General features: G+C 65.1%; 21 protein-coding genes and 1 pseudogene. 15 read left to right on the forward strand and 7 right to left on the reverse strand.

Translation table 11 applies throughout. The features are described 5' to 3' along the window. Window position 1 precedes the first annotated feature (1 nt). The gene (locus tag ACL9RJ_RS07225) at window positions 2-1,006 is read left to right on the forward strand and encodes a DMT family transporter (protein ID WP_422765070.1); all 1,005 of its coding nucleotides are present in this window, start codon (window positions 2-4) and stop codon (window positions 1,004-1,006) included. On the opposite strand, the pseudogene ACL9RJ_RS07230 reads toward ACL9RJ_RS07225, so the two are convergent. After that, window positions 962-1,654, reverse strand: a pseudogene (locus tag ACL9RJ_RS07230) (TetR/AcrR family transcriptional regulator); the annotation flags it as partial. The gene ACL9RJ_RS07225 and the pseudogene ACL9RJ_RS07230 overlap by 45 nt on opposite strands. A gap of 87 nt (window positions 1,655-1,741) precedes the next feature. Here ACL9RJ_RS07230 and ACL9RJ_RS07235 point away from each other — a divergent pair. Continuing rightward, window positions 1,742-2,758, forward strand: coding sequence for a succinylglutamate desuccinylase/aspartoacylase domain-containing protein (locus ACL9RJ_RS07235; RefSeq protein WP_017125296.1), 1,017 nt, complete (start codon window positions 1,742-1,744; stop codon window positions 2,756-2,758). Between the two features lie 10 nt (window positions 2,759-2,768). Here ACL9RJ_RS07235 and ACL9RJ_RS07240 read toward each other — a convergent pair whose 3' ends face one another. Next, complete coding sequence (locus ACL9RJ_RS07240) at window positions 2,769-3,905, reverse strand: aKG-HExxH-type peptide beta-hydroxylase (RefSeq protein ID WP_017125297.1); 1,137 nt, start codon at window positions 3,903-3,905, stop codon at window positions 2,769-2,771. Between the two features lie 382 nt (window positions 3,906-4,287). On the opposite strand from ACL9RJ_RS07240, the gene lexA reads away from it, so the two are divergent. Genes lexA through ACL9RJ_RS07260 form a run of 4 tightly spaced genes read left to right on the forward strand, consistent with a single transcriptional unit; the run spans window position 4,288 to window position 10,028 of the window. Further along, complete coding sequence (lexA, locus tag ACL9RJ_RS07245; protein WP_017125298.1) at window positions 4,288-4,908, forward strand: transcriptional repressor LexA; 621 nt, start codon at window positions 4,288-4,290, stop codon at window positions 4,906-4,908. Beyond that, on the forward strand, window positions 4,908-5,525 hold the full coding sequence (gene imuA, locus ACL9RJ_RS07250) for a translesion DNA synthesis-associated protein ImuA (protein WP_017125299.1): 618 nt from the start codon (window positions 4,908-4,910) through the stop codon (window positions 5,523-5,525). The genes lexA and imuA overlap by 1 nt, the downstream gene beginning before the upstream one ends. Window positions 5,526-5,532: 7 nt before the next feature. Next, window positions 5,533-6,951: a Y-family DNA polymerase gene (locus ACL9RJ_RS07255; protein WP_422765071.1), complete on the forward strand. Its 1,419-nt coding sequence runs from the start codon at window positions 5,533-5,535 to the stop codon at window positions 6,949-6,951. Continuing rightward, window positions 6,948-10,028 (forward strand): error-prone DNA polymerase, encoded by a 3,081-nt coding sequence (locus ACL9RJ_RS07260; RefSeq protein WP_177116373.1) that lies wholly within the window; start codon window positions 6,948-6,950, stop codon window positions 10,026-10,028. The genes ACL9RJ_RS07255 and ACL9RJ_RS07260 overlap by 4 nt, the downstream gene beginning before the upstream one ends. A gap of 16 nt (window positions 10,029-10,044) precedes the next feature. Here ACL9RJ_RS07260 and ACL9RJ_RS07265 read toward each other — a convergent pair whose 3' ends face one another. Further along, window positions 10,045-10,269, reverse strand: coding sequence for a YgdI/YgdR family lipoprotein (locus tag ACL9RJ_RS07265; protein WP_017125301.1), 225 nt, complete (start codon window positions 10,267-10,269; stop codon window positions 10,045-10,047). Between the two features lie 157 nt (window positions 10,270-10,426). Here ACL9RJ_RS07265 and ACL9RJ_RS07270 point away from each other — a divergent pair, with 157 nt between their 5' ends. Next, window positions 10,427-11,125 carry a glutathione S-transferase N-terminal domain-containing protein gene (locus ACL9RJ_RS07270; RefSeq protein WP_017125303.1) on the forward strand — a complete coding sequence of 233 codons (699 nt, stop codon included), beginning with the start codon at window positions 10,427-10,429 and terminating at the stop codon, window positions 11,123-11,125. A 211-nt stretch (window positions 11,126-11,336) separates the two neighbouring features. Further along, entirely contained in the window at window positions 11,337-11,924 is a 588-nt protein-coding gene (locus ACL9RJ_RS07275; RefSeq protein WP_017125304.1) for a hydrolase, read from the forward strand. Here ACL9RJ_RS07275 and ACL9RJ_RS07280 read toward each other — a convergent pair whose 3' ends face one another. Continuing rightward, window positions 11,925-12,764 (reverse strand): NAD-dependent protein deacetylase, encoded by an 840-nt coding sequence (locus ACL9RJ_RS07280; protein ID WP_017125305.1) that lies wholly within the window; start codon window positions 12,762-12,764, stop codon window positions 11,925-11,927. Window positions 12,765-12,954: 190 nt separating this feature from the next. Here ACL9RJ_RS07280 and ACL9RJ_RS07285 point away from each other — a divergent pair, with 190 nt between their 5' ends. After that, window positions 12,955-13,413, forward strand: coding sequence for a GNAT family N-acetyltransferase (locus tag ACL9RJ_RS07285; RefSeq protein WP_422765073.1), 459 nt, complete (start codon window positions 12,955-12,957; stop codon window positions 13,411-13,413). An 11-nt stretch (window positions 13,414-13,424) separates the two neighbouring features. On the opposite strand, the gene ACL9RJ_RS07290 is transcribed toward ACL9RJ_RS07285, so the two are convergent. Together ACL9RJ_RS07290 and ACL9RJ_RS07295 are read right to left on the reverse strand one after the other, a co-directional pair. Further along, complete coding sequence (locus ACL9RJ_RS07290; protein WP_017125307.1) at window positions 13,425-13,769, reverse strand: FKBP-type peptidyl-prolyl cis-trans isomerase; 345 nt, start codon at window positions 13,767-13,769, stop codon at window positions 13,425-13,427. Further along, window positions 13,766-14,251 carry an RrF2 family transcriptional regulator gene (locus ACL9RJ_RS07295; protein WP_017125308.1) on the reverse strand — a complete coding sequence of 162 codons (486 nt, stop codon included), beginning with the start codon at window positions 14,249-14,251 and terminating at the stop codon, window positions 13,766-13,768. The genes ACL9RJ_RS07290 and ACL9RJ_RS07295 overlap by 4 nt, the downstream gene beginning before the upstream one ends. 141 nt (window positions 14,252-14,392) lie before the next feature. Here ACL9RJ_RS07295 and ACL9RJ_RS07300 point away from each other — a divergent pair, with 141 nt between their 5' ends. From ACL9RJ_RS07300 to ACL9RJ_RS07325, 6 genes are all read left to right on the forward strand, one after another. Next, window positions 14,393-15,298, forward strand: coding sequence for an NAD(P)/FAD-dependent oxidoreductase (locus tag ACL9RJ_RS07300; RefSeq protein ID WP_017125309.1), 906 nt, complete (start codon window positions 14,393-14,395; stop codon window positions 15,296-15,298). A gap of 127 nt (window positions 15,299-15,425) precedes the next feature. Then, a complete protein-coding gene (locus ACL9RJ_RS07305; RefSeq protein ID WP_177118405.1) occupies window positions 15,426-16,445 on the forward strand; it encodes a branched-chain amino acid aminotransferase in 1,020 nt (339 codons plus the stop codon). A 209-nt stretch (window positions 16,446-16,654) separates the two neighbouring features. Next, window positions 16,655-17,248, forward strand: coding sequence for a LemA family protein (locus tag ACL9RJ_RS07310; protein ID WP_177118406.1), 594 nt, complete (start codon window positions 16,655-16,657; stop codon window positions 17,246-17,248). 24 nt (window positions 17,249-17,272) lie between these two features. Beyond that, window positions 17,273-19,186: a M48 family metallopeptidase gene (locus ACL9RJ_RS07315; RefSeq protein ID WP_422765074.1), complete on the forward strand. Its 1,914-nt coding sequence runs from the start codon at window positions 17,273-17,275 to the stop codon at window positions 19,184-19,186. Further along, window positions 19,183-19,689: a GNAT family N-acetyltransferase gene (locus tag ACL9RJ_RS07320; RefSeq protein ID WP_422765075.1), complete on the forward strand. Its 507-nt coding sequence runs from the start codon at window positions 19,183-19,185 to the stop codon at window positions 19,687-19,689. The genes ACL9RJ_RS07315 and ACL9RJ_RS07320 overlap by 4 nt, the downstream gene beginning before the upstream one ends. 112 nt (window positions 19,690-19,801) lie before the next feature. Continuing rightward, window positions 19,802-20,707 (forward strand): LysR family transcriptional regulator, encoded by a 906-nt coding sequence (locus tag ACL9RJ_RS07325; protein WP_017125313.1) that lies wholly within the window; start codon window positions 19,802-19,804, stop codon window positions 20,705-20,707. 25 nt (window positions 20,708-20,732) lie between these two features. Here the strand turns inward: ACL9RJ_RS07325 and ACL9RJ_RS07330 are convergent, their stop codons facing one another. Continuing rightward, window positions 20,733-21,503 (reverse strand): substrate-binding domain-containing protein, encoded by a 771-nt coding sequence (locus tag ACL9RJ_RS07330; protein ID WP_017125314.1) that lies wholly within the window; start codon window positions 21,501-21,503, stop codon window positions 20,733-20,735. Between the last annotated feature and the right edge of the window lie 39 nt (window positions 21,504-21,542).

The raw sequence follows: 21,542 nt of genomic DNA on the forward strand, positions 1-21,542 counted from the left end.
GATGAGTACGCCTCGGGTTGACCGGTCGTTGCAGGGGATTGGCCTGTGCACCCTGGGCTATGCCTTCCTGGCTCTGCAGGACGCCGCGATCAAATGGCTGGTGGCCGATTATTCGGTGGTCACCATCCTGTTCTGGCGGGGTGTCGTGGTGGTGCTCGCCTGCCTGCTGGTGGGCCGCCTGCGCCTGGTCCGGCGGGCCTGGCGTTCGCCGAGCCGACGGCTGCTGGTGGTGCGTGGCCTGCTGTCGATCGTCGCCTGGCTGCTGTACTACACGGCGGCCCGCGACCTGACCCTGGCGGAAATGACCACCCTGTATTTCTCGGCGCCGATCATGGTCACGGTGCTGGCGGCGGTCATCCTCAAGGAGCATGCCAGCGGCTGGCAATGGTTCACCCTGATCGTCGGTTTTGTCGGGGTGGTGATCGCCTGTCGACCCAGCCATATGGCCGACCCCTGGCCGATCGCGCTGACCCTGCTGGCGGCCCTGTGCTGGGCCTTTACCTACATCCAGTTGCGCCAGGTGGACGAGCAGACCTCGGTGCTGGAGCAGATGCTGATCACCAACGTGGTGTTTGTCCTCTGCATGGCGCTGGCGCTGCCCTGGACCCATACCCCGGCGCCGACTCCGGCCTGGCTGGGCATGCTCGCGGCCGGGCTGGTGGGCGGGATCGGCCAGTTCCTGCTGTTCGCCAGTTTCCAGCGCGCCACGGCGACCCTGCTGGCGCCGTTCGAATACACCGGGCTGATCTGGGCGTTCCTGCTGTCGAACCTGATCTGGGGCACGCTGATGGATGTGTCGCTGATGATCGGTGCCGGGCTGATCGCGGTCAGCGGCACCCTGGCGATGATCTTCGGCCGTCACCCGTCACAGGACGTCGTCGGTGCCGAATGCTCCGTGTCGCAACCCCTTTATCCAGCAACGACAGATATGGAGGCCGTTGGCGGGGCTGAAGGTCTCGGGGTTCAGGCACCACTCGAGCCAGAGTCCGTCGAGCATCGCCGATAGGCCGATGGCGGCCAGGCGACTGTCGTGGATGGCGAAGCCCTCGGCGGCGGCCAGGTCGTCGAGTAGCTGACGGATCAGGTCGAGGTAGGCGCGATAGCTTTTTTCATGGGATTGGCTGACGTGTCCGGAGTGGCGGATCAGGCTCCAGAACACCACCCAGACCCCGAGCAACTGCGGGTCCATGATCCGTGGCGAGAAGGAACCGACCAGGAAGGCATCGAGCTTTTCCGTGGCGCTGCCGGCCTGCCGGACTTCTTCGAGCAGGGTGCTGGTCAGTTCGCTGGCGAGCTTGTGGTAGGTGTCGGCGATCAGCGCATCGATGGTGCCGAAGTGGTGGTTGAGCAGGCCGACGGAGACTCCGGCCTCGGTGGCGATGCGCCGCACGGAAATACCGGCATGGCCGTCCCGGGCCAGGCAGCGCAGGGCGGCGGCGATCAGCAGGTCACGGCGCTCGTCGGGTTCGGCGCGGCGAAATTTGCGGGTGTCGGTGCTCACGGGAGTCCTTGTCTGGAGTGCTCTGAAATGCCATGGCGGTATCACCGGCGCCGTCGCGGGCAAGCCCGCTCCCACGGGGGCACACAAGATCCGCGCCTGGCTCTGACCGTGTGGGAGCGGGCTTGTCCGCGAAGAGGCCCGCAAGCACGACATGAAGTGGGTGGATGTTAGTTGAACGTACGTTCAATTTCCATGGCTAGCAACAATGATTTTTAACGGTCACGACGGGAGGGCAAGGCTATGGCACGGGATATTTCGTTCAGTGTGCGCAACAACAATGGCGATGCGGTGCGGGTCGGGGCCTGGCGCTTCGAGGGCGATGGCAGCGGACCGAAGGTGCACCTGCAGGCCGGGGTCCATGCCGATGAAATCGCCGGGATGCTGGTGCTGCACCTGTTGATGCAACGGCTGGCCGTCGCCGAGGCCGCGGGCCGGCTCAAGGGCAGCGTGACCGTGGTGCCCCAGGCCAATCCCCTGGGGATCGGGCAATTTCGCCAGGGGCGGATCCTCGGACGTTTCCACGATGCCACCGGGCAGAACTTCAACCGCTCGTTCGATCAGTCGGCGGCGTTGGCCCGGCCTTCGACCAATGTCCAGGAATGGCAGCAGCAACTGGTGCAACTGGCGGCACCGGCGGATGTGATGCTCGACCTGCACACCGATGACGAAGCCCTGCCTTATCTCTACGTGCACCGCAGTTTCTGGCCCCGTGGCCGGGCGCTGGCGGCCGCGATGAAGATGGACGTGGCAATCATCTGGGACGAGGGCGGCGATGGCTCCTTCGAGGAAACCATCATTGCGCCCTGGCTGCGTGATGGCGACACGGCGCGGCACATGGCTGCGACCCTGGAGCTGCGCGGGCAGGGCGATGTCAGTGACCGCTTCGCCCAACAGGACGCCGAGGGCCTGTACGCCTGGCTCTGCGGCCAGGGGGTGATCAGCGGGGAAGCGGCGGCGGACGACTGGCCGGTGGAGGCCATGGAGATGGGCCATATGGAAACCATCCTGGCCCCCCAGCCCGGTGTGCTGATCTTTGAAAAGGAGCTGGGCGACCGGGTCGAGGAAGGCCAGCGTTTTGCACGGATCCTCGGGCGCCCGGGCGATCCGTCGTCGGAGGTGATCCTGTACGCGGAGCAGGCCGGGCGAATGGTGACGCGTTATCGCGATCGCCTGGTGTCCCAGGGCATGGTCGTGGCGAAGTTCACCGGTAGCCGCGTATCGCGCAACTGGAGCGGCGGCCTGCTCGATCCGAACTGAGACAACCGGCTCATCCCGCCAGGCTCATGTCGCGTGGCCTGGCCGCACGCACCAGCAGGCTGGCGTGCTGCCGTTCCATCGCCCGCACGTCTTCGGCCAGGTTATCCAGCAGGGTCCGGCCGCGGGGCGTGAAGTCGCGACTGCCGGCCAGTTCCGGCAGGGCCCGGCCGAGGCCGCGCAGGCTGAACACCAGGTGTTCTTCGGCCCGTTGCATTTCACTGGCCGGGCGCTGGCGCACACGTTCCAGGTACTTGGCCCGCATCAGTTGGGCGAAGAACGCCTGGAAGTATTCGTCCAGGGCACAGGGCCGGTTTGACCAGGGCAGGAAATACAACCCCTGCGCTGCCACCTGCGGGTCGATCACCGGGCTGACTTCCTCGATGTAATACAGCAGTTGATGGGCGGTTTCGCGCACCAGCGACTCTTCGACATCGAGGAGCGAATGGTCCTTGGCCGACAGCAGGATCGTGCCGCTGTAGCGAGCGGCCGAGCCACTGCGGAAGGTGCCGTCCGGCAGGTAGCAGATCAGCTTGACCAGATGGCGGAACTGCTCGTGGCAGCCGGGCCAGGTCATGGCGATACGGGACAGGGCGACATTCACCACATCGCTGAAGAAATGGATGGAGTAACCGCAGTCTTCGAGGTGTTGGCGCGTGGCGGCATCTTCGGGAAAGTCGTAGCAGGGCGCGAGCACCCCGGCGATCAGCGGGTCGATATCGAACCGCTGGATGGGCGGACGGTGGGTGTAGGCATGGTCGGTGGCGGCGCGGGCAATCCGTTGCAGGATATCCGGCAGTTCCTGGAGGCCGCTCTGCAGCGGCGCGAGATCATGGCGCGAGCCATCGAGCACTTCCCGGGTCATCTGGACGACGCGCCGGGCCCAGATCTGGAACACCGACTCATTGATGATTGTCCGCCGCTGGGCGACCGGCAGCAGGATCAGGTTCGCGGTACTGGCAAAGAATTCGTCGAGTTCGGTGGAACCGGGAAACAGTCGATAAGCCTCGGCATACAAAGCGGCGAGAGTGGTGTAGCGATCCTGGCTGATCTGGTCCAGCAGGCGATAGAAACGATCCGGTGTCGAGTCGGGCAGGAATGTATTGCGCTCGAACAGATCGTCAAGTTGGGCGTTCTGGGCTGGGTGCATGATACTTGACCTTTTTATACAAGTTTCCGTGCTGGGGGATAAAGTCCATTTACAGGTCTTTGTTCAGCGTTCAGGGTATCTCGTGGAGAATTTTTATTATTGATTGAAACGCTCACGCTATAACGACCGGGTTTTGTTTTTCAATATTCATGGTTGTTTTTATAACGTTGTTTTTTATTTTAAGGACTGGGAAGTTACTGGCATGTTTTAGTGTGCGGGATAGTTCTGTAGGCCAATTCCATTATTGTTGTTTGTATTTGTTCGGCGGCCTGAGCGGCGGGGGCTTTTCGCTTGGGGCGCTGGGGCGCGGGAGGCCGGATTCGAGCCTCGCGACAGATGACCGACTGGTGGTGCTTGTCAGGAAAATCCCACAAGAGTACAAATGTACTCCATGACGACTTTAAGCCCCCGCCGTTCCGCCATCCTGACCTTTATCCGCGACCGTATCGCGGAAAACGGCCAGCCCCCGAGCCTCGCCGAGATCGCCGAGGCCTTTGGTTTTTCCTCGCGCAGCGTGGCGCGCAAGCACGTGGTGGCGCTGACCGAAGCCGGTTTCATCGAGGTCAATGCCCATCAGGCACGGGGTATCCGTCTGCTGAATCAGCCCGCGCGTCCGACCCTGCTGGAAATCCCATTGCTCGGAAGGGTGGCGGCCGGCGTGCCGATCGATGTCGATGCCGAGGTCCACAGCCGCCTGTGGCTCGATCCGGGGCTGTTTTCCCGGACCCCGGATTTCCTCCTGCGGGTACAGGGCGACTCGATGGTCGGCGACGGCATCCTCGATGGCGACCTGGTGGCGGTGCGGCGCAATGTCGAAGTACGCAACGGCCAGATCGTCGTGGCCCGGCTCGACGGCGAGGTCACCATCAAGCGTTTCGAGCGCACGGCGAGCGGGGTCCGCCTGCTGGCCCGCAACCCGGCCTATGCCCCCATCGTTGTCGACCCGGAACACCAGGAACTGGCCATCGAAGGGGTGTTCTGCGGCCTGGTGAGGCAAGGTTGATGGGCGCCGTGGTTGCGCTGGACGCGCTGCTGGACGAGCGTCGGGTCTGGAAGGGCCGGCCGACGGCCCAGGCACCGAGCCTGCACGCGACCGGGCATGCCGCGCTGGACGCGGTGCTGCCCGGCGGCGGTTGGCCGGAATCGGCGCTGACGGAAATCCTCATCGCCGGTGAGGGCGTGGGCGAGTTGCAACTGGTCTGGCCGACCCTGGCGCGGCTGTCGGCGAAGGGCGAACGTATCGTCCTGGTGGCTCCGCCCCATGTGCCCTATCCCCAGGCGTGGTTGAGCGCGGGCGTGGACCTGCGACAGTTGTCGGTGATCCAGGCGGCACCTCGGGACGCCTTGTGGGCGGCGGAACAGTGCCTGCGCTCCGGTAGCTGCGGGGCGGTCCTGTGCTGGCCGCAACAGGTCGATGACCGCGCCCTGCGCCGTTTGCAGGTGGCGGCGGAAACCGGCCAGACCCTGGCGTTTGCCTACCGCTCGCTGGAGGCGGCGCTCAACCCGTCGCCGGCGGCCCTGCGGCTGGCCGTCGATGGCCGCCCCGCGCAACTGCGGGTGCTCAAGTGCCGTGGCGGCCTGGCCCATGCGGCGCCGATCGCCTTCAGCGCAGGGCATTGAGGTTGGCATGCGCTGGGTTTGCATCGTATTTCCGCAATTGGCCCTGGACGGTGTGCTACGGCGGACCGCCGAGCCCGATGCACCGCTGGCGCTGCTGAGCGGTTCGCCGCAACGACGGATCGTGCAGGCGGTGAACGCCTCGGCCCGGGCCCTGGGTCTGCGTCCGGGCCAGTCGCTGACCGCCGCCCATGCCCTGACCAAGGCCTTTGCCAGCGCTGAATACGACCCCGCGCAAATCGAGCAGTGGCAACAGTTGCTCGCTGCCTGGGCCTATCGCTTCAGCTCCCAGGTCAGCCTGCGTTATCCCCGTGCCCTGTTGTTCGAAATCGAGTCCAGCCTTGGCCTGTTCGGGCCCTGGCCGCGCCTGGAAGCGCGCTTGCGCGAGGAATTGACGGCGCTGGGGTTTCGTCACCGGATCGTGGTCGCGCCCCATCCGGCGGCGGCCCGGGTCCTGGCCAATGCCTACGATGGCCTGGCCCTGGCGGACGACAGCGCCTTGCGCCGGGCCCTGGGTCCGATGCCCATCGACCGGGTCGGGCTGGCGAAGGAGGCGGCCACGGCCCTGACGCGCATGGGCCTGCGCACCCTGGACCAGGTCCTGGCCTTGCCCCGGCACAGTCTGGCCCGGCGCTTCGACGCGGCATTGCTCAAGCACCTCGATACCTTGCTCGGCGAGCGACCGCTGGCCCTGGCGTTCTACCTGCCGCCGGATCGCTTCGCAGCGCGGATCGAGCTGAATTTCGACGTGACCTCGCACCAGGCGTTGCTGTTTCCCCTGCGCCGTCTGACCGGCGATCTGGCGGCGTTTCTCTGCGGGCGTGACAGCGGTGTGCAGCGTTTCGAACTGATCCTGGAGCATGCCGGGGTGGCGGACACGCGGATCAAGGTCGGCCTGCTGAGTGCCGAACGTGACCCGGCGATGCTGTTCGAACTGGCCCGCGGGCGGCTGGAGCAGGTCCAGGTGGAGTCGCCGGTGCGCGGCTTTCGTCTGGAGGCCGAAGACCTGCCGGCCTTTGTCCCGCAGCACCGCGAACTCTTCGATGAGCGCGCGCAGCAATCCTTGCCCTGGGAGCAATTGCGCGAACGCCTGCGCGCCCGGCTTGGCGACGAGGCGGTGCAGGGCCTGCGCTTCCATGCCGATCACCGCCCCGAGTGCGCCTGGCAGCCGCTGGCGGCGACCACACCGGGACCGTTGGCCGCGGCCGGGCCGCTGCGTCCCGGCTGGTTGCTCAAGGAGCCGATGCCACTGCCCGAGCAGGCGGCGAGGGTCCTGCTGGGGCCGGAACGGATCGAGTCGGGCTGGTGGGACGGTGCCGATGTGCGTCGTGATTACTACCTGGTCGAGACCCGGACCGGGCGACACGCCTGGGCCTATCGCCCGGTGGGGGACAGCGGCCCGTTGCTGCTGCAGGGCTGGTTCGCATGAGTGAGGCCTACGCCGAGCTGCATTGCCTGTCGAACTTCACTTTCCAGCGCGGCGCCTCCAGTGCCCGGGAGTTGTTCGAACGGGCCAGGGAGCAGGGTTATCAAGCCCTGGCGATCACCGACGAATGCACCCTGGCGGGGATCGTCCGGGCCTGGCAGGCCGCGCAGGCGTGCGAGCTGCCGTTGATCATCGGCAGCGAGTTGCAGATCGACAACGGGCCGCGGGTGGTATTGCTGGTGGAGAACCTGGCGGGCTACCAGGCCCTGTGTCGACTGATCACCCTGGCCCGGCGTCGCGCGGAAAAAGGCAGCTATCGCCTGCTGCGGACGGATTTCGAAGAGGAACTGCCGGGATTGCTGGCGTTGTGGCTACCCGGACGGGGCATCGCCGAAAACGATGGCCGCTGGTTGCGCGAGCGTTTTCCCGAGCGCCTGTGGCTGGCCGTGGAACTGCATTGCGGCCAGGACGATGAGCGCTACCTGGCGCGGCTGCTGGCGGTGGCCGCCGAGCTGGCGATTCCCGCCGTGGCCAGTGGCGATGTGCATATGCATGTGCGGGCCCGTCGTGCCCTGCAGGACACCATGACCGCCATTCGCCTGCATACCCGGGTCGCCGATGCCGGGCAGCAACTGCATCCCAATGGCGAGCGCCACCTGCGCAGCCTCGAAGTCCTGCGGGGGATTTATCCGCCGGCCCTGCTGGCCGAAACCGGAGTCATTGCCCGGCGTTGCGGCTTCGACCTGGGTCAGTTGCAGTACCAGTATCCCCGTGAGCTGGTGCCGCAGGGGCAGACCCCGACCACCTGGCTGCGCCAACTGACGGAGGAGGGCATCCAGCGCCGTTGGCCCGAAGGTATCAGCGACCAGGGCCGAGCGCTGATCGAGAAAGAACTGAAGCTGATCGCCGAACTGGAGTACGACAGTTATTTCCTCACGGTGGCGGATATCGTCCGCTTCGCCCGCGACCAGGGCATTCTCTGCCAGGGGCGCGGTTCGGCGGCGAACTCGGTGGTGTGTTATGCCCTGGGCGTCACCGAGCTGAACCCGGATCGCACCAACATGCTGTTCGAGCGCTTTCTGTCCCGTGAGCGCAACGAACCGCCGGATATCGATATCGACTTCGAACACGATCGCCGCGAAGAAGTGCTGCAATACGTGTTCCGCCGTTATGGCCGTGGCCGCGCGGCCCTGACCGCGGTGGTCAGCACCTACCATGGCGCCGGTGCGGTGCGCGATGTGGCCAAGGCCCTGGGGCTGCCGCCGGACCAGGTCAATGCCCTGGCCGATGCCTGTGGCCACTGGAGCGATGAGCCACCGACAGCCGAGCGCCTGCGCGAAAGCGGTTTCGATCCGGACAGTCCGGTGCTGCGCCGGGTGCTGGCGCTGACCCGGCAACTGATCGGCTTTCCCCGGCACCTGTCCCAGCATCCGGGCGGTTTCGTGATTTCCGAGCAGCCCCTGGACACCCTGGTGCCGGTGGAAAACGCCGCCATGGCCGAGCGGACGATTATCCAGTGGGACAAGGATGACCTGGACAAGGTCGGGCTGCTCAAGGTCGATGTCCTCGCCCTGGGCATGCTCAGCGCGCTGCGCCGCTGTTTCGACCTGGTGCAGCAGTACCGCGGCGGGCCGCGCTGGACCCTGGCGAGTATCCCGGCGGATGACCAGCCGACCTATGCGATGATCGGCCGGGCCGACACCATCGGCGTGTTCCAGATCGAGTCGCGGGCGCAGATGTCGATGCTGCCGCGCCTGCGGCCGAAGAATTTTTACGACTTGGTGATCGAAGTGGCGATTGTCCGCCCGGGGCCGATCCAGGGCGGTATGGTGCATCCGTACCTGCGCCGGCGGGACGAGAAGGAGCCCACGACCTATCCGTCGCCGGAGCTCAAGGAAGTGCTGGAGCGAACCCTGGGGGTGCCGCTGTTCCAGGAACAGGTGATGCAGATCGCGGTGGTGGCGGCGAACTACACGCCGGGCGAGGCCGATCAGTTGCGCCGTTCCATGGCGGCGTGGAAGCGCCATGGCGGGCTTGAACCGCATCGCCAGCGGCTGGCCGAGGGCATGGCAAGCAATGGTTATCCGCCGGAATTCGCCGCGCAGATCTTCGAACAGATCAAGGGCTTTGGCAGTTACGGTTTTCCCGAATCCCACGCCGCCAGCTTTGCCTTGCTGACCTACGCCAGTTGCTGGCTCAAGTGCCATGAGCCGGCGGCTTTCGCCTGTGCGTTGATCAACAGCTGGCCGATGGGGTTCTACAGCCCGGACCAGATCCTCCAGGATGCCCGCCGTCACCAGTTGCAGATCCGCCCGGTGGATGTCCGCGCCAGTACCTGGGACTGTAGCCTGGAACCGGCTGAAGGTACGCAGCCGGCGTTGCGCCTGGGCCTGCGGATGATTCGCGGGTTTCGCGCGGAGGATGCGCAGCGGATCGAAGCGGCTCGCTGCCTGGGGGCTTTCGCGGATATCGCCGACCTCGGCGAGCGGGCCCGGCTCGATACCCGCGCCCAGGAACTGCTGGCCGATGCCGGCGCCTTGCGTGGCCTGGCGGGCAACCGTTATCGGGCGCGCTGGGAAGTGGCCGGGGTCGAGGTGCAACTGGGGTTGTTCGCCGGGGTGTCGAGGACCGCCGAAAGCCCGGTGGCCTTGCCGTGTCCGAGTGTCGGCGAGGACCTGCAAGCAGATTACGCCAGCCTGGGCACCACCCTCGGGCCGCATCCACTGGCACTGTTGCGTGGGCAACTGCAGGCCCTGCGCTGTCGCAGTTCGCGGGAGTTGCAGGCGCTCGGGCACGGCCGGCCGGTGAGCATCGTCGGCCTGGTCACCGGCCGCCAGCGACCGGGCACCGCCAGTGGCGTGACCTTCGTGACTCTCGAAGACGAGTTCGGCAACGTCAATGTGGTGGTCTGGCGCGACCTGGCCGAACGCCAGCGACAGGTGCTGGTGGGCTCACAACTGCTGAGGGTCGACGGGCGCCTGGAAACCGAAGGCGAGGTGCGCCATGTGATTGCCGGACGCCTGAGCGACCTGAGCCCGATGCTGGCGGACATTACCGTGCGCAGCCGGGACTTTCGCTGAGGCCCGGGACTCGGGGTCAGTCTTGCGGCTTGACCGTCGCGACCTCGGATGCCTTGACCCGAATCACCTTGCCGGAAATATCCTCGAACTCGTAGAAGCCATCGGCGGAGTGGGTTTTCGGGGTGTCCTTGGTCACGTACTGGGTGCCGTTCTGCAAGGTCACCACGGTGGGCGTCGAACAGCCCGCCAGGGCCAGGAAGGTGGCTGCCAGTAGCGGCAGGCCGAACAATTTCAGGTTCATGTCAGTCTCCTTGAAACAATGGTTTATTGTCCGTATGGCAAAAGTGTCGTGTCAAACGAGGTGAGCACGCTCGTTGGCTATGCCTATAATCAGGGCCCGAACGGGTGGCTTGTCCTGACCCGTTGCCGCATTCCCTGCCGCTTGCTGGAAGCTTTCCATGACCGATCTTTCGTCGTTTGCCATCACGCAAAAATGGCCCGCTCAACATCCAGACCGTCTCCAGCTGTATTCGTTGCCTACGCCCAACGGCGTCAAGGTGTCGATCCTGCTCGAAGAGCTGGGCCTGCCCTACGAACCGCACCTGGTGAGTTTCTCCACCAATGACCAGTTGAGCCCGGAATTCATCGCGCTGAACCCCAACAACAAGATTCCGGCGATCATCGATCCGAACGGCCCCGGCGGCCAGCCGCTGCCGTTGTTCGAGTCCGGCGCGATCCTGATCTACCTGGCCGAAAAGACCGGGAAGTTCATGTCCCTGGATCCGGCCACCCGTTATGAAACCATCCAGTGGGTGATGTTCCAGATGGGCGGGATCGGGCCGATGTTCGGCCAGCTCGGTTTCTTCAACAAGTTTGCCGGCAAGGATTACGAGGACAAGCGCCCGCGCGACCGCTATGTGGCCGAGAGCAAGCGCCTGCTGGCGGTACTCGACCAGCGCCTGGAGAGCCGTCGCTGGATCATGGGCGACGACTACAGCATCGCCGATATCGCCACCTTCCCGTGGATCCGCAACCTGATCGGTTTCTACGAGGCCGGCGACCTGGTGGGCATCCAGGACTTCACCCATGTCACCCGCGCGCTGGAGCAATTCCTTGCCCGGCCGGCGGTGGTGAAAGGGTTGACCATTCCGGGCTGACCGAGGCGTACGGGGGCTCCGGCCTTGCTGGCGGGGCCTTGCGGCTGATTGCGCCGGGAGAAAGATGAAAATTTTTTTACTTGCGAACGGCGCGAGCGCTCTCGCATCCTGAGGAGGATACCCGCCTCATTGCGCCTGTCTCCCCGACTTTCGCGCTGGTGTCGCCCGCGATCCGGCGTCCGGGCATCAGGAAACTCATCAGGAACTACTCATGTCGCTCGATCTCGATCCCCGTACCTGCGCCCTTGTGATCATCGATCTGCAGCAGGGCATCATGGCCTTGCCCGTTGCGCCCCATGCTCCGCAGGCCGTTGCCGAACGCGCGGCGCGGCTCGGCGAGCACCTGACCCAGGCCGGTGGCCTGGTGGTCGCCGTGCGCGTGGCGTTCGCCAGCGACTACGCCGACAAGCCCAACCAGCCGGTGGACATGCCGATGGCCGTGCCGCCCGGTGGCCTGCCCGAGCAGTGGGCCGTCCTCGACCCGTCGATTGCCGCCTTGAACGCCCCGGTACAGATCACCAAGCACAGCTGGAGCGCTTTCTATGGCACCGAACTGGACCTGCAAATGCGCCGTCGCGGGATCAGCACGGTGATCGTCTGCGGGATCGCCAGCAACTCCGGCGTCGAGTCCACTGTCCGCGATGCCTGGCACCACAACTATGCGGTGCTGGTGGCCGAGGATGCCTGCGCCGGCCTGGGCGAGGACACCCACAGGTTCTCCATGGAGAAGGTCATGCCGCGCATTGCCCGGGTCCGTTCGACCCAGGCGCTGATCGAGGCGCTGCCGATCCGTTGCTGATCAGCCCAGGCGCTCGGCCAGCAGTGGCAGCAACTGTTCGCAGGAGGCTTCGAACTTGAAGTCGAGCAGGTCGTCGGCGCGGGTCTTGCCCAGGTTGATGGCGATCAGCGGCTTGCCGCGCTCGGCGATCAGCTTGCACAGGCGGAAGGCCGAATAGGCCATCAGCGACGAACCGATCACCAGCAGGCCAGCGGCCTGTTCGGCGCTCGCCAGGGCCCGGGCGGCGGTGAGCGGGGCGACGTTTTCACCAAAGAACACCACGTCGGGTTTCAGCCGGTCGCCGCCGCATTGCGGGCAGTGGGGCACCTGGAAACGCGATTCGAAGGCGGCGTCCAGCAGGGTGTCGCCATCGGGCGCCTGGACCGCCTCGACCTGCGCCAGGTAAGGGTTCTGGGCTTCCAGGGTGAGCTGGACGGCATCGCGCTCCAGACGGTTGCCGCAATCCAGGCAGAGCACCTTGTGCAGGCTGCCATGCAACTCGATCACCTCGTGACTGCCGGCCTGGTCATGCAGGGTGTCGACATTCTGCGTGATCAGGCCGCTGAGATGGCGTTGTCCCTGCAGGCTGGCGAGGGCCCGGTGGGCGGCATTCGGCCGGGCCATGCGCACCCGTGGCCAGCCGAGCATGGCCCGGGCCCAGTAACGGCGGCGGGCCTGGGGCGAACCGAGGAACTCCTGGATCATCATCGGCGCCTTGCCCCGGCGCACGCCGTCGCTGTCGCGGTAGTCCGGGATGCCGGAAGAGGTACTGATACCGGCACCGGTCAGCACCAGCAACGGTTGTTCGGCCATCAGCGGCAAAAGCGTTTCCAGGGCCGCGCTGACCTGTGGGTCGGGCATGGGAGATCTCCACTATCGAAAGGTTGGCACGCTGGGGGCATCCACGGGGATCCCGGGCCTCGGCATATGTGCAGCCCAAGGATAGCCACAGGATTTCTCCAGGAACAAGGTCGCTTTCGATCGGCCCCCTTGCAGCCGCACCGCAGACACGTAGGATAGGACCTTGACGAAAGGACTCGAGGCCAGCCCCATGCCATGCAGCATCCGCCTTGCCCGTGACGAGGATGCCGAAGCCATCAGCCAGGTGATTATCCAGGCGCTACGCCAGAGCAACGCCGCGGACTACCCGGCGCAGGTGATCGCCCGGGTCGAGCTGAACTTCGGCCCGCAGGATGTGCGCAGCCTGCTGGGCATGCGCACGGTACTGGTGGCGCAGGCGGGAGAGCGGATCGTCGGCACCGCCAGTCTCGATGGCGAGGTGGTGCGCACGGTGTTCGTGGCGCCCGATCTCCAGGGCCGCGGAGTGGGCCAGGCCTTGATGGACGAGGTGGTCCGCTATGCCGTGGAAGCAGGTGTCAGCCTGTTGAAGGTGCCTTCGACCGTGACCGCCGAAGGCTTTTATGCGCGGCTGGGATTCCAGGCCGTGGGCGATACCTGGCACGGCGAGGAGCACACCATCATCATGGAGCGGCGGTTGGCGGCGTCCTAGGTCAGACCGGCTCAGTCATCCCGGGTCAGCACTTCCAGCAACTCGATCTCAAAGGTCAGGTCGGCGCCGGGGGCGACGCGCGAGCCCATGCCGCGCTCACCGTAAGCCAGGTGCGCCGGCACGAACAGTTGGCGCTTGCCGCCGACTTTCATGCCCATCAGGCCGATATCCCAGCCCTTGATCACCCGTCCGGTGCCGATCACGCACTGGAACGGCTTGCCACGGGAATGGGACGAATCGAACTCGCTGCCATCGGCGAGCGTGCCGCGATAGTGGGTCGTGATCAACGCGCCCTTGACCACGGCCTTGCCGTCGCCTTCCAGCAGGTCGGTCACCTGCAGTTGAGTATCTGTCATGACTTCTCCAGGGCCGGTAGCCCATGAATGATTTCCAGGTCGGGGTTTTCCAGGCGTTTCTGCGCCAGGCGCCGTTCGAAATCGCTCGCCAGCTCGGCCAGGGTCACTTGCCCCAGGCGCTGGACCAGCAGCGCCTCGGCTTCCTGCAGCACATCGGTCAGCCGCGCATTGACCGCCTGTTCCACCAGGCACTGCGGCTCTTCCTTCGCCAGGCCCATGGCGAACACCTCGGGTGCGCCGAGGGCGCGATGGATGTCGAGCAGCGTGATTTCGCTCAGGGGCCGGGCCAGGGTCCAGCCGCCGCCGTGGCCCTTTTCCGAATGCACGTAACCGTGATCGCGCAGGCCGGCCATGGTCCGGCGTACCACCACCGGATTGGTGCGCAGCATCTGCGCGATGGTCTCGGAGGTGGTGCGCTGGTCGTGCTGGTCCATGTGGATCAGCACGTGGAGCATGCGGGAAAGGCGGCTGTCGTTGCGCATGGGAGCGTTTCGCTGGGGAAAAAACACCGCGCACGTATAGCAAAAACCACCGTCTGTAACAAGACGAGTTACAGGAGTTGACGAACGCTCGTTACGTAACTTATAAAGTTTCGTGAGTTCAATCGACGAGGAGTTCTGCCCATGTCTCATTTCATCGTGGTGGTGGGGGCCAGCTTTGCCGGGTTGTCGGCGGCCATGCAGCTGGCCCGGGCCCGTCAGCGGGTATTGCTGGTGGATTCGGGCCGGCCGCGTAACCGGTTCGCGACGACGGCCCACGGTTTTCTTGGTCAGGATGGCCGCTCACCCCGGACGATTCGCGATGAGGCGCTGCGGCAACTGCTGCGTTACCCGACTGTCGAGTTCGTCGAAGGCGAGGTGGTCTCGGCCCGGCAGGTCGATAGCGGATTTGCCGTGGTGCTGGCCGATGGCCGGGAGGAGAGGGCGGCGCGGCTGGTCCTGGCCACCGGTCTGCACGACGAGTTGCCGGCGATTCCCGGCTTGCCGGAGCGTTGGGGCAAGACCGTGCTGCATTGCCCGTACTGCCATGGCTATGAAGTGCGTGACCGTGCCTTGGGGGTACTGGCCACCATGCCGCTCTCCGCGCACCAGGCGAGCATGATCCCGGACTGGGGACCGACGGTGTATTTCACCCAGGGCCTCCACGAGCCGGATGCCGGGCAACTGGCCCTGCTGCAGGCGCGCGGCGTGGCGATCGAGCGGACCCCGGTGGTCGAGCTGCTCGGCCAGGCACCGGCCCTGGAGGCGGTACGCTTGAGCGACGGGCGGCTGATCGAGGTGCAGGCATTGTTCACCGGGCCGAAAACCCGGATGGCCAGCCCCTTGGCCGAGCAACTGGGTTGCCAGTTCGACGAAGGACCGAGCGGCCCTTATCTGCGGGTCGACGAACGTCAGCAGACCACGGTGCCGGGCGTGTTCGCCGCCGGCGACGCCGCCAGCCCGATGCACAATGCGACGTTCGCTTCGGCGGCCGGGGTCATGGCCGGTGTCTGTGCCCACCAGTCCTTGCTGGGCGAGGACCGCGCATAAACGCATGTAGGACATGCACGTCGTCCAGGCTGCGATTTCCTGCCCGAATAGAGTATTGTGGTTACCTGCGAAAAAAATGTCATAAGCCCGGGATATCCGGGCGGTTATCAGATGATTAGAGGGTGCCATGGGTCAGGAAAGCATTAACTGGGACAAGCTGGGTTTCGATTACATCAAGACCGACAAGCGCTATCTGTCGTATTTCCGTAACGGCGAGTGGGACAACGGTTCGCTGACCGAAGACAACGTCCTGCACATCAGCGAAGGCTCGACCGCGCTGCATTACGGCCAGCAATGTTTCGAAGGCTTGAAGGCCTACCGTTGCAAGGATGGCTCGATCAACCTGTTCCGGCCTGACCAGAACGCCGCGCGCATGCAGCGCAGCTGTACCCGCCTGCTGATGCCGGCGCCGTCGACCGAAGCCTTTATCGAAGCCTGCAAGCAGGTGGTCAAGGCCAACGAGCGCTTCATTCCTCCCTACGGCACCGGCGGTGCCCTGTACCTGCGTCCGTTCGTGATCGGCGTGGGCGACAATATCGGCGTGCGTACCGCGCCGGAGTTCATCTTCTCGGTGTTCTGCATCCCGGTGGGCCCTTACTTCAAGGGCGGCATGAAGCCGCACAACTTCGCGATTTCCAGCTATGACCGCGCGGCGCCCCAGGGTACCGGCGCGGCCAAGGTTGGCGGCAACTACGCGGCCAGCCTGATGCCGGGTGCCGAAGCCAAGAAGCGCGGCTTTGCCGACAGCATCTACCTGGACCCGTTGACTCACTCGAAGATCGAGGAAGTGGGTTCGGCCAACTTCTTCGGCATCACCGCCAACAATGAATTCGTCACGCCGAAGTCGCCTTCGGTGCTGCCAGGCATTACCCGCCTGTCGTTGATCGAGCTGGCGCAATCGCGCCTGGGCCTGAAGGTGGTCGAAGGCGACGTGCTGATCGACAAGATCGCCGATTTCACCGAAGCCGGTGCCTGCGGTACCGCCGCGGTGATCACGCCGATCGGCGGGATCGAGTACAACGGCAAGCTGCACGTGTTCCACAGCGAGACCGAAGTCGGGCCTGTGACCCAGCGCCTGTACAAGGAGCTGACGGGCGTGCAGACCGGTGACGTCGAGGCGCCGGCAGGCTGGATCGTCAAGGTCTGATCGGCTGACACCGGCTTCAGGCAAGGCCCGGGATGAGCGATCGTCCCGGGCCTTTTGTTTGAACGATGGTCGGGGGATTTCCTGATTCAGCGTTGTGCTGCCGGCCGCCTTCGTGGGCGAGCCCACTCCCACAGGGTTTGTGTGCGCTCCATCGGGCGTTTTACGCTAACATCGCCCACCACCCCGCAAATGCAGATAAGGACATCGCCATGGTCTCCACCCTGATCCTCCTGGCCATCATCGCCATCGTGGTCTTCTACGTCATCGGCATCTACAACAAGCTGGTGACCCTGCGTAACCGCTTCAAGAACGCCTTCGCCCAGATCGAAGTCCAGCTCAAGCGCCGCCACGACCTGATCCCCAACCTGGTGGAAACCGCCAAGGGCTACATGGCCCACGAGCGTGACACCCTGGAAGCGGTGATCAATGCGCGCAACCAGGCCGTGACCGGTCTCAAGGCCGCCGCGGCCCAGCCGGGTGACGCGGGCAGCATGGCCCGGCTGGGCAGCGCCGAAGGCCTGCTCAACAGCGCCCTGGGGCGCCTGAACGTGACCCTCGAAGCCTACCCGGACCTCAAGGCTTCCGAGAACATGCAACAACTCAGCGAAGAGCTGAGCACCACCGAAAACAAGGTGGCCTTCGCCCGCCAGGCCTTCAATGACTCGGTGATGGAATACAACACCTACAAGCAGACCTTCCCGCCGGTATTCTTCGCCGCGAAGTTTGGTCATGGGGCCGACGCCAGCCTGCTGGAGTTTGCCGACAGCGCCGAGATCCAGGCCGCCCCCAAGGTGTCGTTCTAATCAGTTTTACCCACGGACGACCCGATGAATTTCTTTGAACACCAGGACCGGGCCCGGCGTCAGACCGGACGCCTGGTTCTGCTGATGGCGCTGGCGGTCACCTGCCTGGTTGCCCTGACCAGCCTCGCCCTGACGCTGATCTGGCATTTCTATGGCGAGCCTTCGAGCCGGCGTGGCACGCCGCTGCTGGATACTTCGCTGGTCGGCGTCGTGGCGCTGGTGGTGATCGCCGTGGTGCTGGGCGGCAGCCTGTACAAGCGCGTGCAGTTGAACGCCGGCGGCAAGGTGGTCGCCGAGAGCCTGGGCGGTCGCCTGATCAACCTCTCGCCGCAGAACTTCGAGGAACGCCGCCTGCTCAATGTCGTCGAGGAAATGGCCCTGGCCTCGGGCACGCCGGTGCCCTCGGTGTATGTCCTCGACGATATCGGCATCAACGCCTTCGCCGCCGGCCTGAGCCCCAAGGACGCAGTGATCGGCGTGACCCGCGGCGCCATCGGCCTGCTCAGCCGTGAAGAGTTGCAGGGCGTGATCGCCCATGATTTCAGTCATATCTACAACGGCGACATGCGCCTCAACATGCGCCTGATCGCCTTGCTCCATGGCATCCTGCTGATCGGCCTGATCGGGCACTGGGTGTTGCGCAGCGATTCGAGCTCGCGCAGTTCTTCCTCGGACAGCAGCAAGGGCGTGATGCTCAAGTATGTCCTCGGCCTGACATTGCTGGTGCTCGGTTATGCCGGGACGTTTTTCGGCAACCTGATCAAGGCCGCGGTCAGTCGCCAGCGGGAGTTCCTGGCCGATGCCTCGGCGGTGCAGTTCACCCGCAACCCCGACAGTATCGGCGGGGCCCTGAAGAAGATCGGCGGCTACGCGGCCGGTTCGCAGTTGCAGGCCTCGAACGCCGCCGAATTCAGCCATCTGTATTTCGGTGCGGGGATCAAGGCGACCCTGGATGGCCTGTTCGCCACCCATCCGCCGCTGGCCGAGCGCATTCGTCGGGTCGAGCCGGGTTGGGACGGGCGCTACCCCGAGGTGGGAGCATTGCCGGTAGCCGACAGCACGGCAGCGGACCCGACCGCCCAGTGGATGCAGTCTTCCCGCTCGACTGCCGCCGCAGCCTTCAGCGGCGGCGCCGTGACCGAGTCGATCGCGGCGATCGGCGACCCGGGCCTGGCGCATCTGCAAGTGGCCCAGGACACCCTGCAGGCCTTGCCCGAGTCGCTGAAACAAGCGGCCCACAGCAGCGAAGGGGCCCAGGCCCTGGTCTACGGCCTGCTGCTGGACCCGGTGGAATTCCTGCAACAACAGCAACTCGATCTGTTGCGCAAACATCTGAGCCCGATGCTGGCGAGCCACCTCGAGTCCCTGCGCGCTCCCTTGCGTGAACTGCCCCAGGGCCAGCGGCTGGCGATGATCGACCTGGCGATCCCGGCGCTCAAGCAACTGGGCAAGAGCGAGTTTGCCGCGGTGAAGCAGAATATGGCGTTGCTGATCCGCGCCGATGACCGCGTCGAGTTGCTGGAGTGGACGCTGCTGCGCATCGTCGAGCGCAATGTCGAAGGGCTGCGTTCGGTGACCGGCAAATACCGCCTGGAGTCATTGGTCGATGAAGTGGCGGTGCTGCTGTCATTTCTCAGCCGGGCAGGGCAGGCCGATCCCCGGCAAGCGGGCCTGGCCTATGCCCATGGCTGCACCGGGTTGCCGTTCGCCGCACCGGCGTTCGACAGCACAAGCGACCTGAAGGCGCTGGAAGCGGCCCTGCGCCGCCTCACCCAGTTGCTGCCGCTGCAGAAACCGCAGTTGCTCAAGGCCATGGCCCGCTGCATCGGCCATGACGGCCAGGTCACGGCCGCCGAAGCCGAGTTGATGCGCGCGGTGGCTGATATCCTCGATTGCCCGATGCCGCCGTTGCTGGCGGCGCAAGCGAGCTATCCATGACGGCCTTGCGGATACGTTCCGCCACTGCCGCGGACTGCGACTCCCTCAGTCACATCGCCGGCCGGACCTTTGCCCTGGCCTGTCCGGCCAGCACGCCGGCGCAGGCAATCGCCCGGCATATCGAAGAACAATTGCAGCCGGTGCATTTTCACCAGTTGCTGCAACAGCCGGGAAAGATCCTCCTGGTGCTCGAGCTGGACGGCCAGTTGATCGGCTATAGCCTGCTGACTCCCGAACCGGGGCCCGTTGGGGTCGATGTGGCCGATGGGGCACAGGAGTTCACGCGCTGCTACGTGGTGCCGGAACAACACGGGTCGGGCGCTGCCGGGTTCCTCATGAGCGAATCCCTTAAGCTGCTGTCGGGGCCGGTGCGCCTGAGCGTCAGCGAAGAAAACCCGCGGGCGATCCGCTTCTACGAGCGCCACGGCTTCCGCATTGTCGGCCGGACCACCTTCCAGTGCGGGAACGATGTGCAACGGGATTGGCTGATGCTTCGGAGTTGATGACGGACGATCGTTCCCACGCTCTGCGTGGGAACGATCGCTGGTGTTTTCTGCATCTATAACGACTACTCATGCGTTAAACTGATCAATCAGCATCCGATGAGTAAGTCCCGTGGCCATCAACTTCGATTTGAACGACCTGCAGGCCTTTCGCGCCGTGGTCGAGCAGGGCAGTTTTCGCAAGGCGGCCCAGGCCATCAATATCTCCCAACCGGCCCTGAGCCGACGCGTGGACAAGCTCGAAGAGGCTCTCGGGGTGCGCCTGTTCGAGCGTACCACCCGCCGGGTCAGCCTGACCCAGGTCGGTCGGGCCTTCGCGCCGACAGTGGAGCGGCTGCTGGACGACCTCGATGTCGCGCTGCTGGGCATCACCGATGTAGCCTCGACCCGGCTCGGCCATGTCACCGTGGCTTGCGTACCCTCGGCTGCCTATTACTTCATGCCGAAGGTGGTGGCGCACTATCATCGGCAATACCCGAAGATCAAGGTCAAGGTCCTCGACTCCAGCGCCAACGACGTACATGCCGCCGTGCTCAGCGGCGAGGCGGATTTCGGCCTGAGCTTCACCGGCAACCTGCAACCGGAAATCGAATTCGAGTTATTGGTCGAGGAACGCTATGTCGTTGCCTGTCGCCGCGATCATCCGTTGGCCGGGCGGGCCAGTGTGACCTGGACCGAGTTGTACCAGCAGGACTACATCAGCCTCGACAAGACCTCGGGCAATCGTTTCCTGCTCGACCAGGCGCTGGTGGGTATCGAGGCGCAGAAGCCCGGAGTGTGCGAGACCCGGCATGTCACCACCATGATCGGCCTGGTGGAGGCCGGGTTGGGGATCGCGGCGGTGCCGACCATGGCGATGCCGGTGGCCGGCGAGCATCCGATTCTCACCAGCGTGCCGCTGGTCGAGCCGGAAGTGATGCGCAAGGTCGGCCTGCTCAAGCGCCGGGGCCGGGTGCTGACCCCGGCGGCGCTGGAGCTGGAGCGGCTGATCGTCGAGATGAAGGTCTCGCACGTGTAGGTGCCGGCAAGCCGGCGCCCACTTGTCAATGCGCAATGGAGTCCAGGCCGGTGGCCTTCACGGTGGCCTGGGCCGCGGGCGCGGCGAGGTAGTCCAGCAGGGCCTTGGCCTGGGCGGGATGCTCGGCGCCTACCGGAATACCGGCGGCAAACCGCGTCACCGACTGCACCGATTCCGGGATCTTGCCGACATAGGTCACCCCCGGCACCGGCAACAGTTCGCTGACCTGCTGGAAGCCCAGTTGATAGTCGCCGGTCGCGACCACCGAGGCCACCGGGATCTTCGGCACCATGGTCGCCTTGGGCTTGAGCTGCGCCTCGATGCCCAGGCGCTTGAACAACTGGTCCTGGATATATACGCCGCTGGCACTGTCGGAGTAGGCCACGGAGCTGGCCTTGAGCAGGCTGTCCTTGAGTTCCTGCTCAGTGCCGATGGCCGGCTTGGCGCTACCTTCGCGCACCACCAGGCCGATCCGCGAATCCGCCAGTTCGACCCGCGAACCGGGCACGACCTTGCCTTGCTTGATCAACTCGTCGAGGGCATAGCCGACCATGATCAGCACATCGGCCTTTTCACCGCGTTCCAGGCGATTGGGGATGGCTTCCGGCGCCTTGCCCATGGACGGGCCGAGGATGGTGTCGAGGGTGTTGCCGGTGTCGGCGGCGAATTTCGGGCCGAGCAGCTTGTAGGCGGCGGTAAAGCCGCCGGACGTCATCACGCGGATTTCCTCGGCCTGGGCCACGCTGCCGAGGGCCAGGCTGCCGATCAGGGCGAGTTTCAGAAACACTGCTTTCATCGGATTTCTCTTATTGGTATCGAAAGGGCGGGATTGGAT

Origin of the sequence: Pseudomonas sp. Mn2068, assembly GCF_049319725.1 — a bacterium.
Classification (GTDB): Bacteria; Pseudomonadota; Gammaproteobacteria; order Pseudomonadales; family Pseudomonadaceae; genus Aquipseudomonas; species Aquipseudomonas gingeri.

What these genes read in the sequence shown, in the direction of transcription:
- ACL9RJ_RS07225 (WP_422765070.1), top strand. Translation starts at nt 2, where the DNA reads ATGAGTACGCCTCGGGTTGACCGGTCGTTGCAGGGGATTGGCCTGTGC.
- ACL9RJ_RS07235 (WP_017125296.1), top strand. Translation starts at nt 1,742, where the DNA reads ATGGCACGGGATATTTCGTTCAGTGTGCGCAACAACAATGGCGATGCG.
- ACL9RJ_RS07240 (WP_017125297.1), bottom strand. Translation starts at nt 3,905, where the DNA reads ATGCACCCAGCCCAGAACGCCCAACTTGACGATCTGTTCGAGCGCAAT.
- lexA (WP_017125298.1), top strand. Translation starts at nt 4,288, where the DNA reads ATGTACTCCATGACGACTTTAAGCCCCCGCCGTTCCGCCATCCTGACC.
- imuA (WP_017125299.1), top strand. Translation starts at nt 4,908, where the DNA reads ATGGGCGCCGTGGTTGCGCTGGACGCGCTGCTGGACGAGCGTCGGGTC.
- ACL9RJ_RS07255 (WP_422765071.1), top strand. Translation starts at nt 5,533, where the DNA reads ATGCGCTGGGTTTGCATCGTATTTCCGCAATTGGCCCTGGACGGTGTG.
- ACL9RJ_RS07260 (WP_177116373.1), top strand. Translation starts at nt 6,948, where the DNA reads ATGAGTGAGGCCTACGCCGAGCTGCATTGCCTGTCGAACTTCACTTTC.
- ACL9RJ_RS07265 (WP_017125301.1), bottom strand. Translation starts at nt 10,269, where the DNA reads ATGAACCTGAAATTGTTCGGCCTGCCGCTACTGGCAGCCACCTTCCTG.
- ACL9RJ_RS07270 (WP_017125303.1), top strand. Translation starts at nt 10,427, where the DNA reads ATGACCGATCTTTCGTCGTTTGCCATCACGCAAAAATGGCCCGCTCAA.
- ACL9RJ_RS07275 (WP_017125304.1), top strand. Translation starts at nt 11,337, where the DNA reads ATGTCGCTCGATCTCGATCCCCGTACCTGCGCCCTTGTGATCATCGAT.
- ACL9RJ_RS07280 (WP_017125305.1), bottom strand. Translation starts at nt 12,764, where the DNA reads ATGCCCGACCCACAGGTCAGCGCGGCCCTGGAAACGCTTTTGCCGCTG.
- ACL9RJ_RS07285 (WP_422765073.1), top strand. Translation starts at nt 12,955, where the DNA reads ATGCCATGCAGCATCCGCCTTGCCCGTGACGAGGATGCCGAAGCCATC.
- ACL9RJ_RS07290 (WP_017125307.1), bottom strand. Translation starts at nt 13,769, where the DNA reads ATGACAGATACTCAACTGCAGGTGACCGACCTGCTGGAAGGCGACGGC.
- ACL9RJ_RS07295 (WP_017125308.1), bottom strand. Translation starts at nt 14,251, where the DNA reads ATGCGCAACGACAGCCGCCTTTCCCGCATGCTCCACGTGCTGATCCAC.
- ACL9RJ_RS07300 (WP_017125309.1), top strand. Translation starts at nt 14,393, where the DNA reads ATGTCTCATTTCATCGTGGTGGTGGGGGCCAGCTTTGCCGGGTTGTCG.
- ACL9RJ_RS07305 (WP_177118405.1), top strand. Translation starts at nt 15,426, where the DNA reads ATGGGTCAGGAAAGCATTAACTGGGACAAGCTGGGTTTCGATTACATC.
- ACL9RJ_RS07310 (WP_177118406.1), top strand. Translation starts at nt 16,655, where the DNA reads ATGGTCTCCACCCTGATCCTCCTGGCCATCATCGCCATCGTGGTCTTC.
- ACL9RJ_RS07315 (WP_422765074.1), top strand. Translation starts at nt 17,273, where the DNA reads ATGAATTTCTTTGAACACCAGGACCGGGCCCGGCGTCAGACCGGACGC.
- ACL9RJ_RS07320 (WP_422765075.1), top strand. Translation starts at nt 19,183, where the DNA reads ATGACGGCCTTGCGGATACGTTCCGCCACTGCCGCGGACTGCGACTCC.
- ACL9RJ_RS07330 (WP_017125314.1), bottom strand. Translation starts at nt 21,503, where the DNA reads ATGAAAGCAGTGTTTCTGAAACTCGCCCTGATCGGCAGCCTGGCCCTC.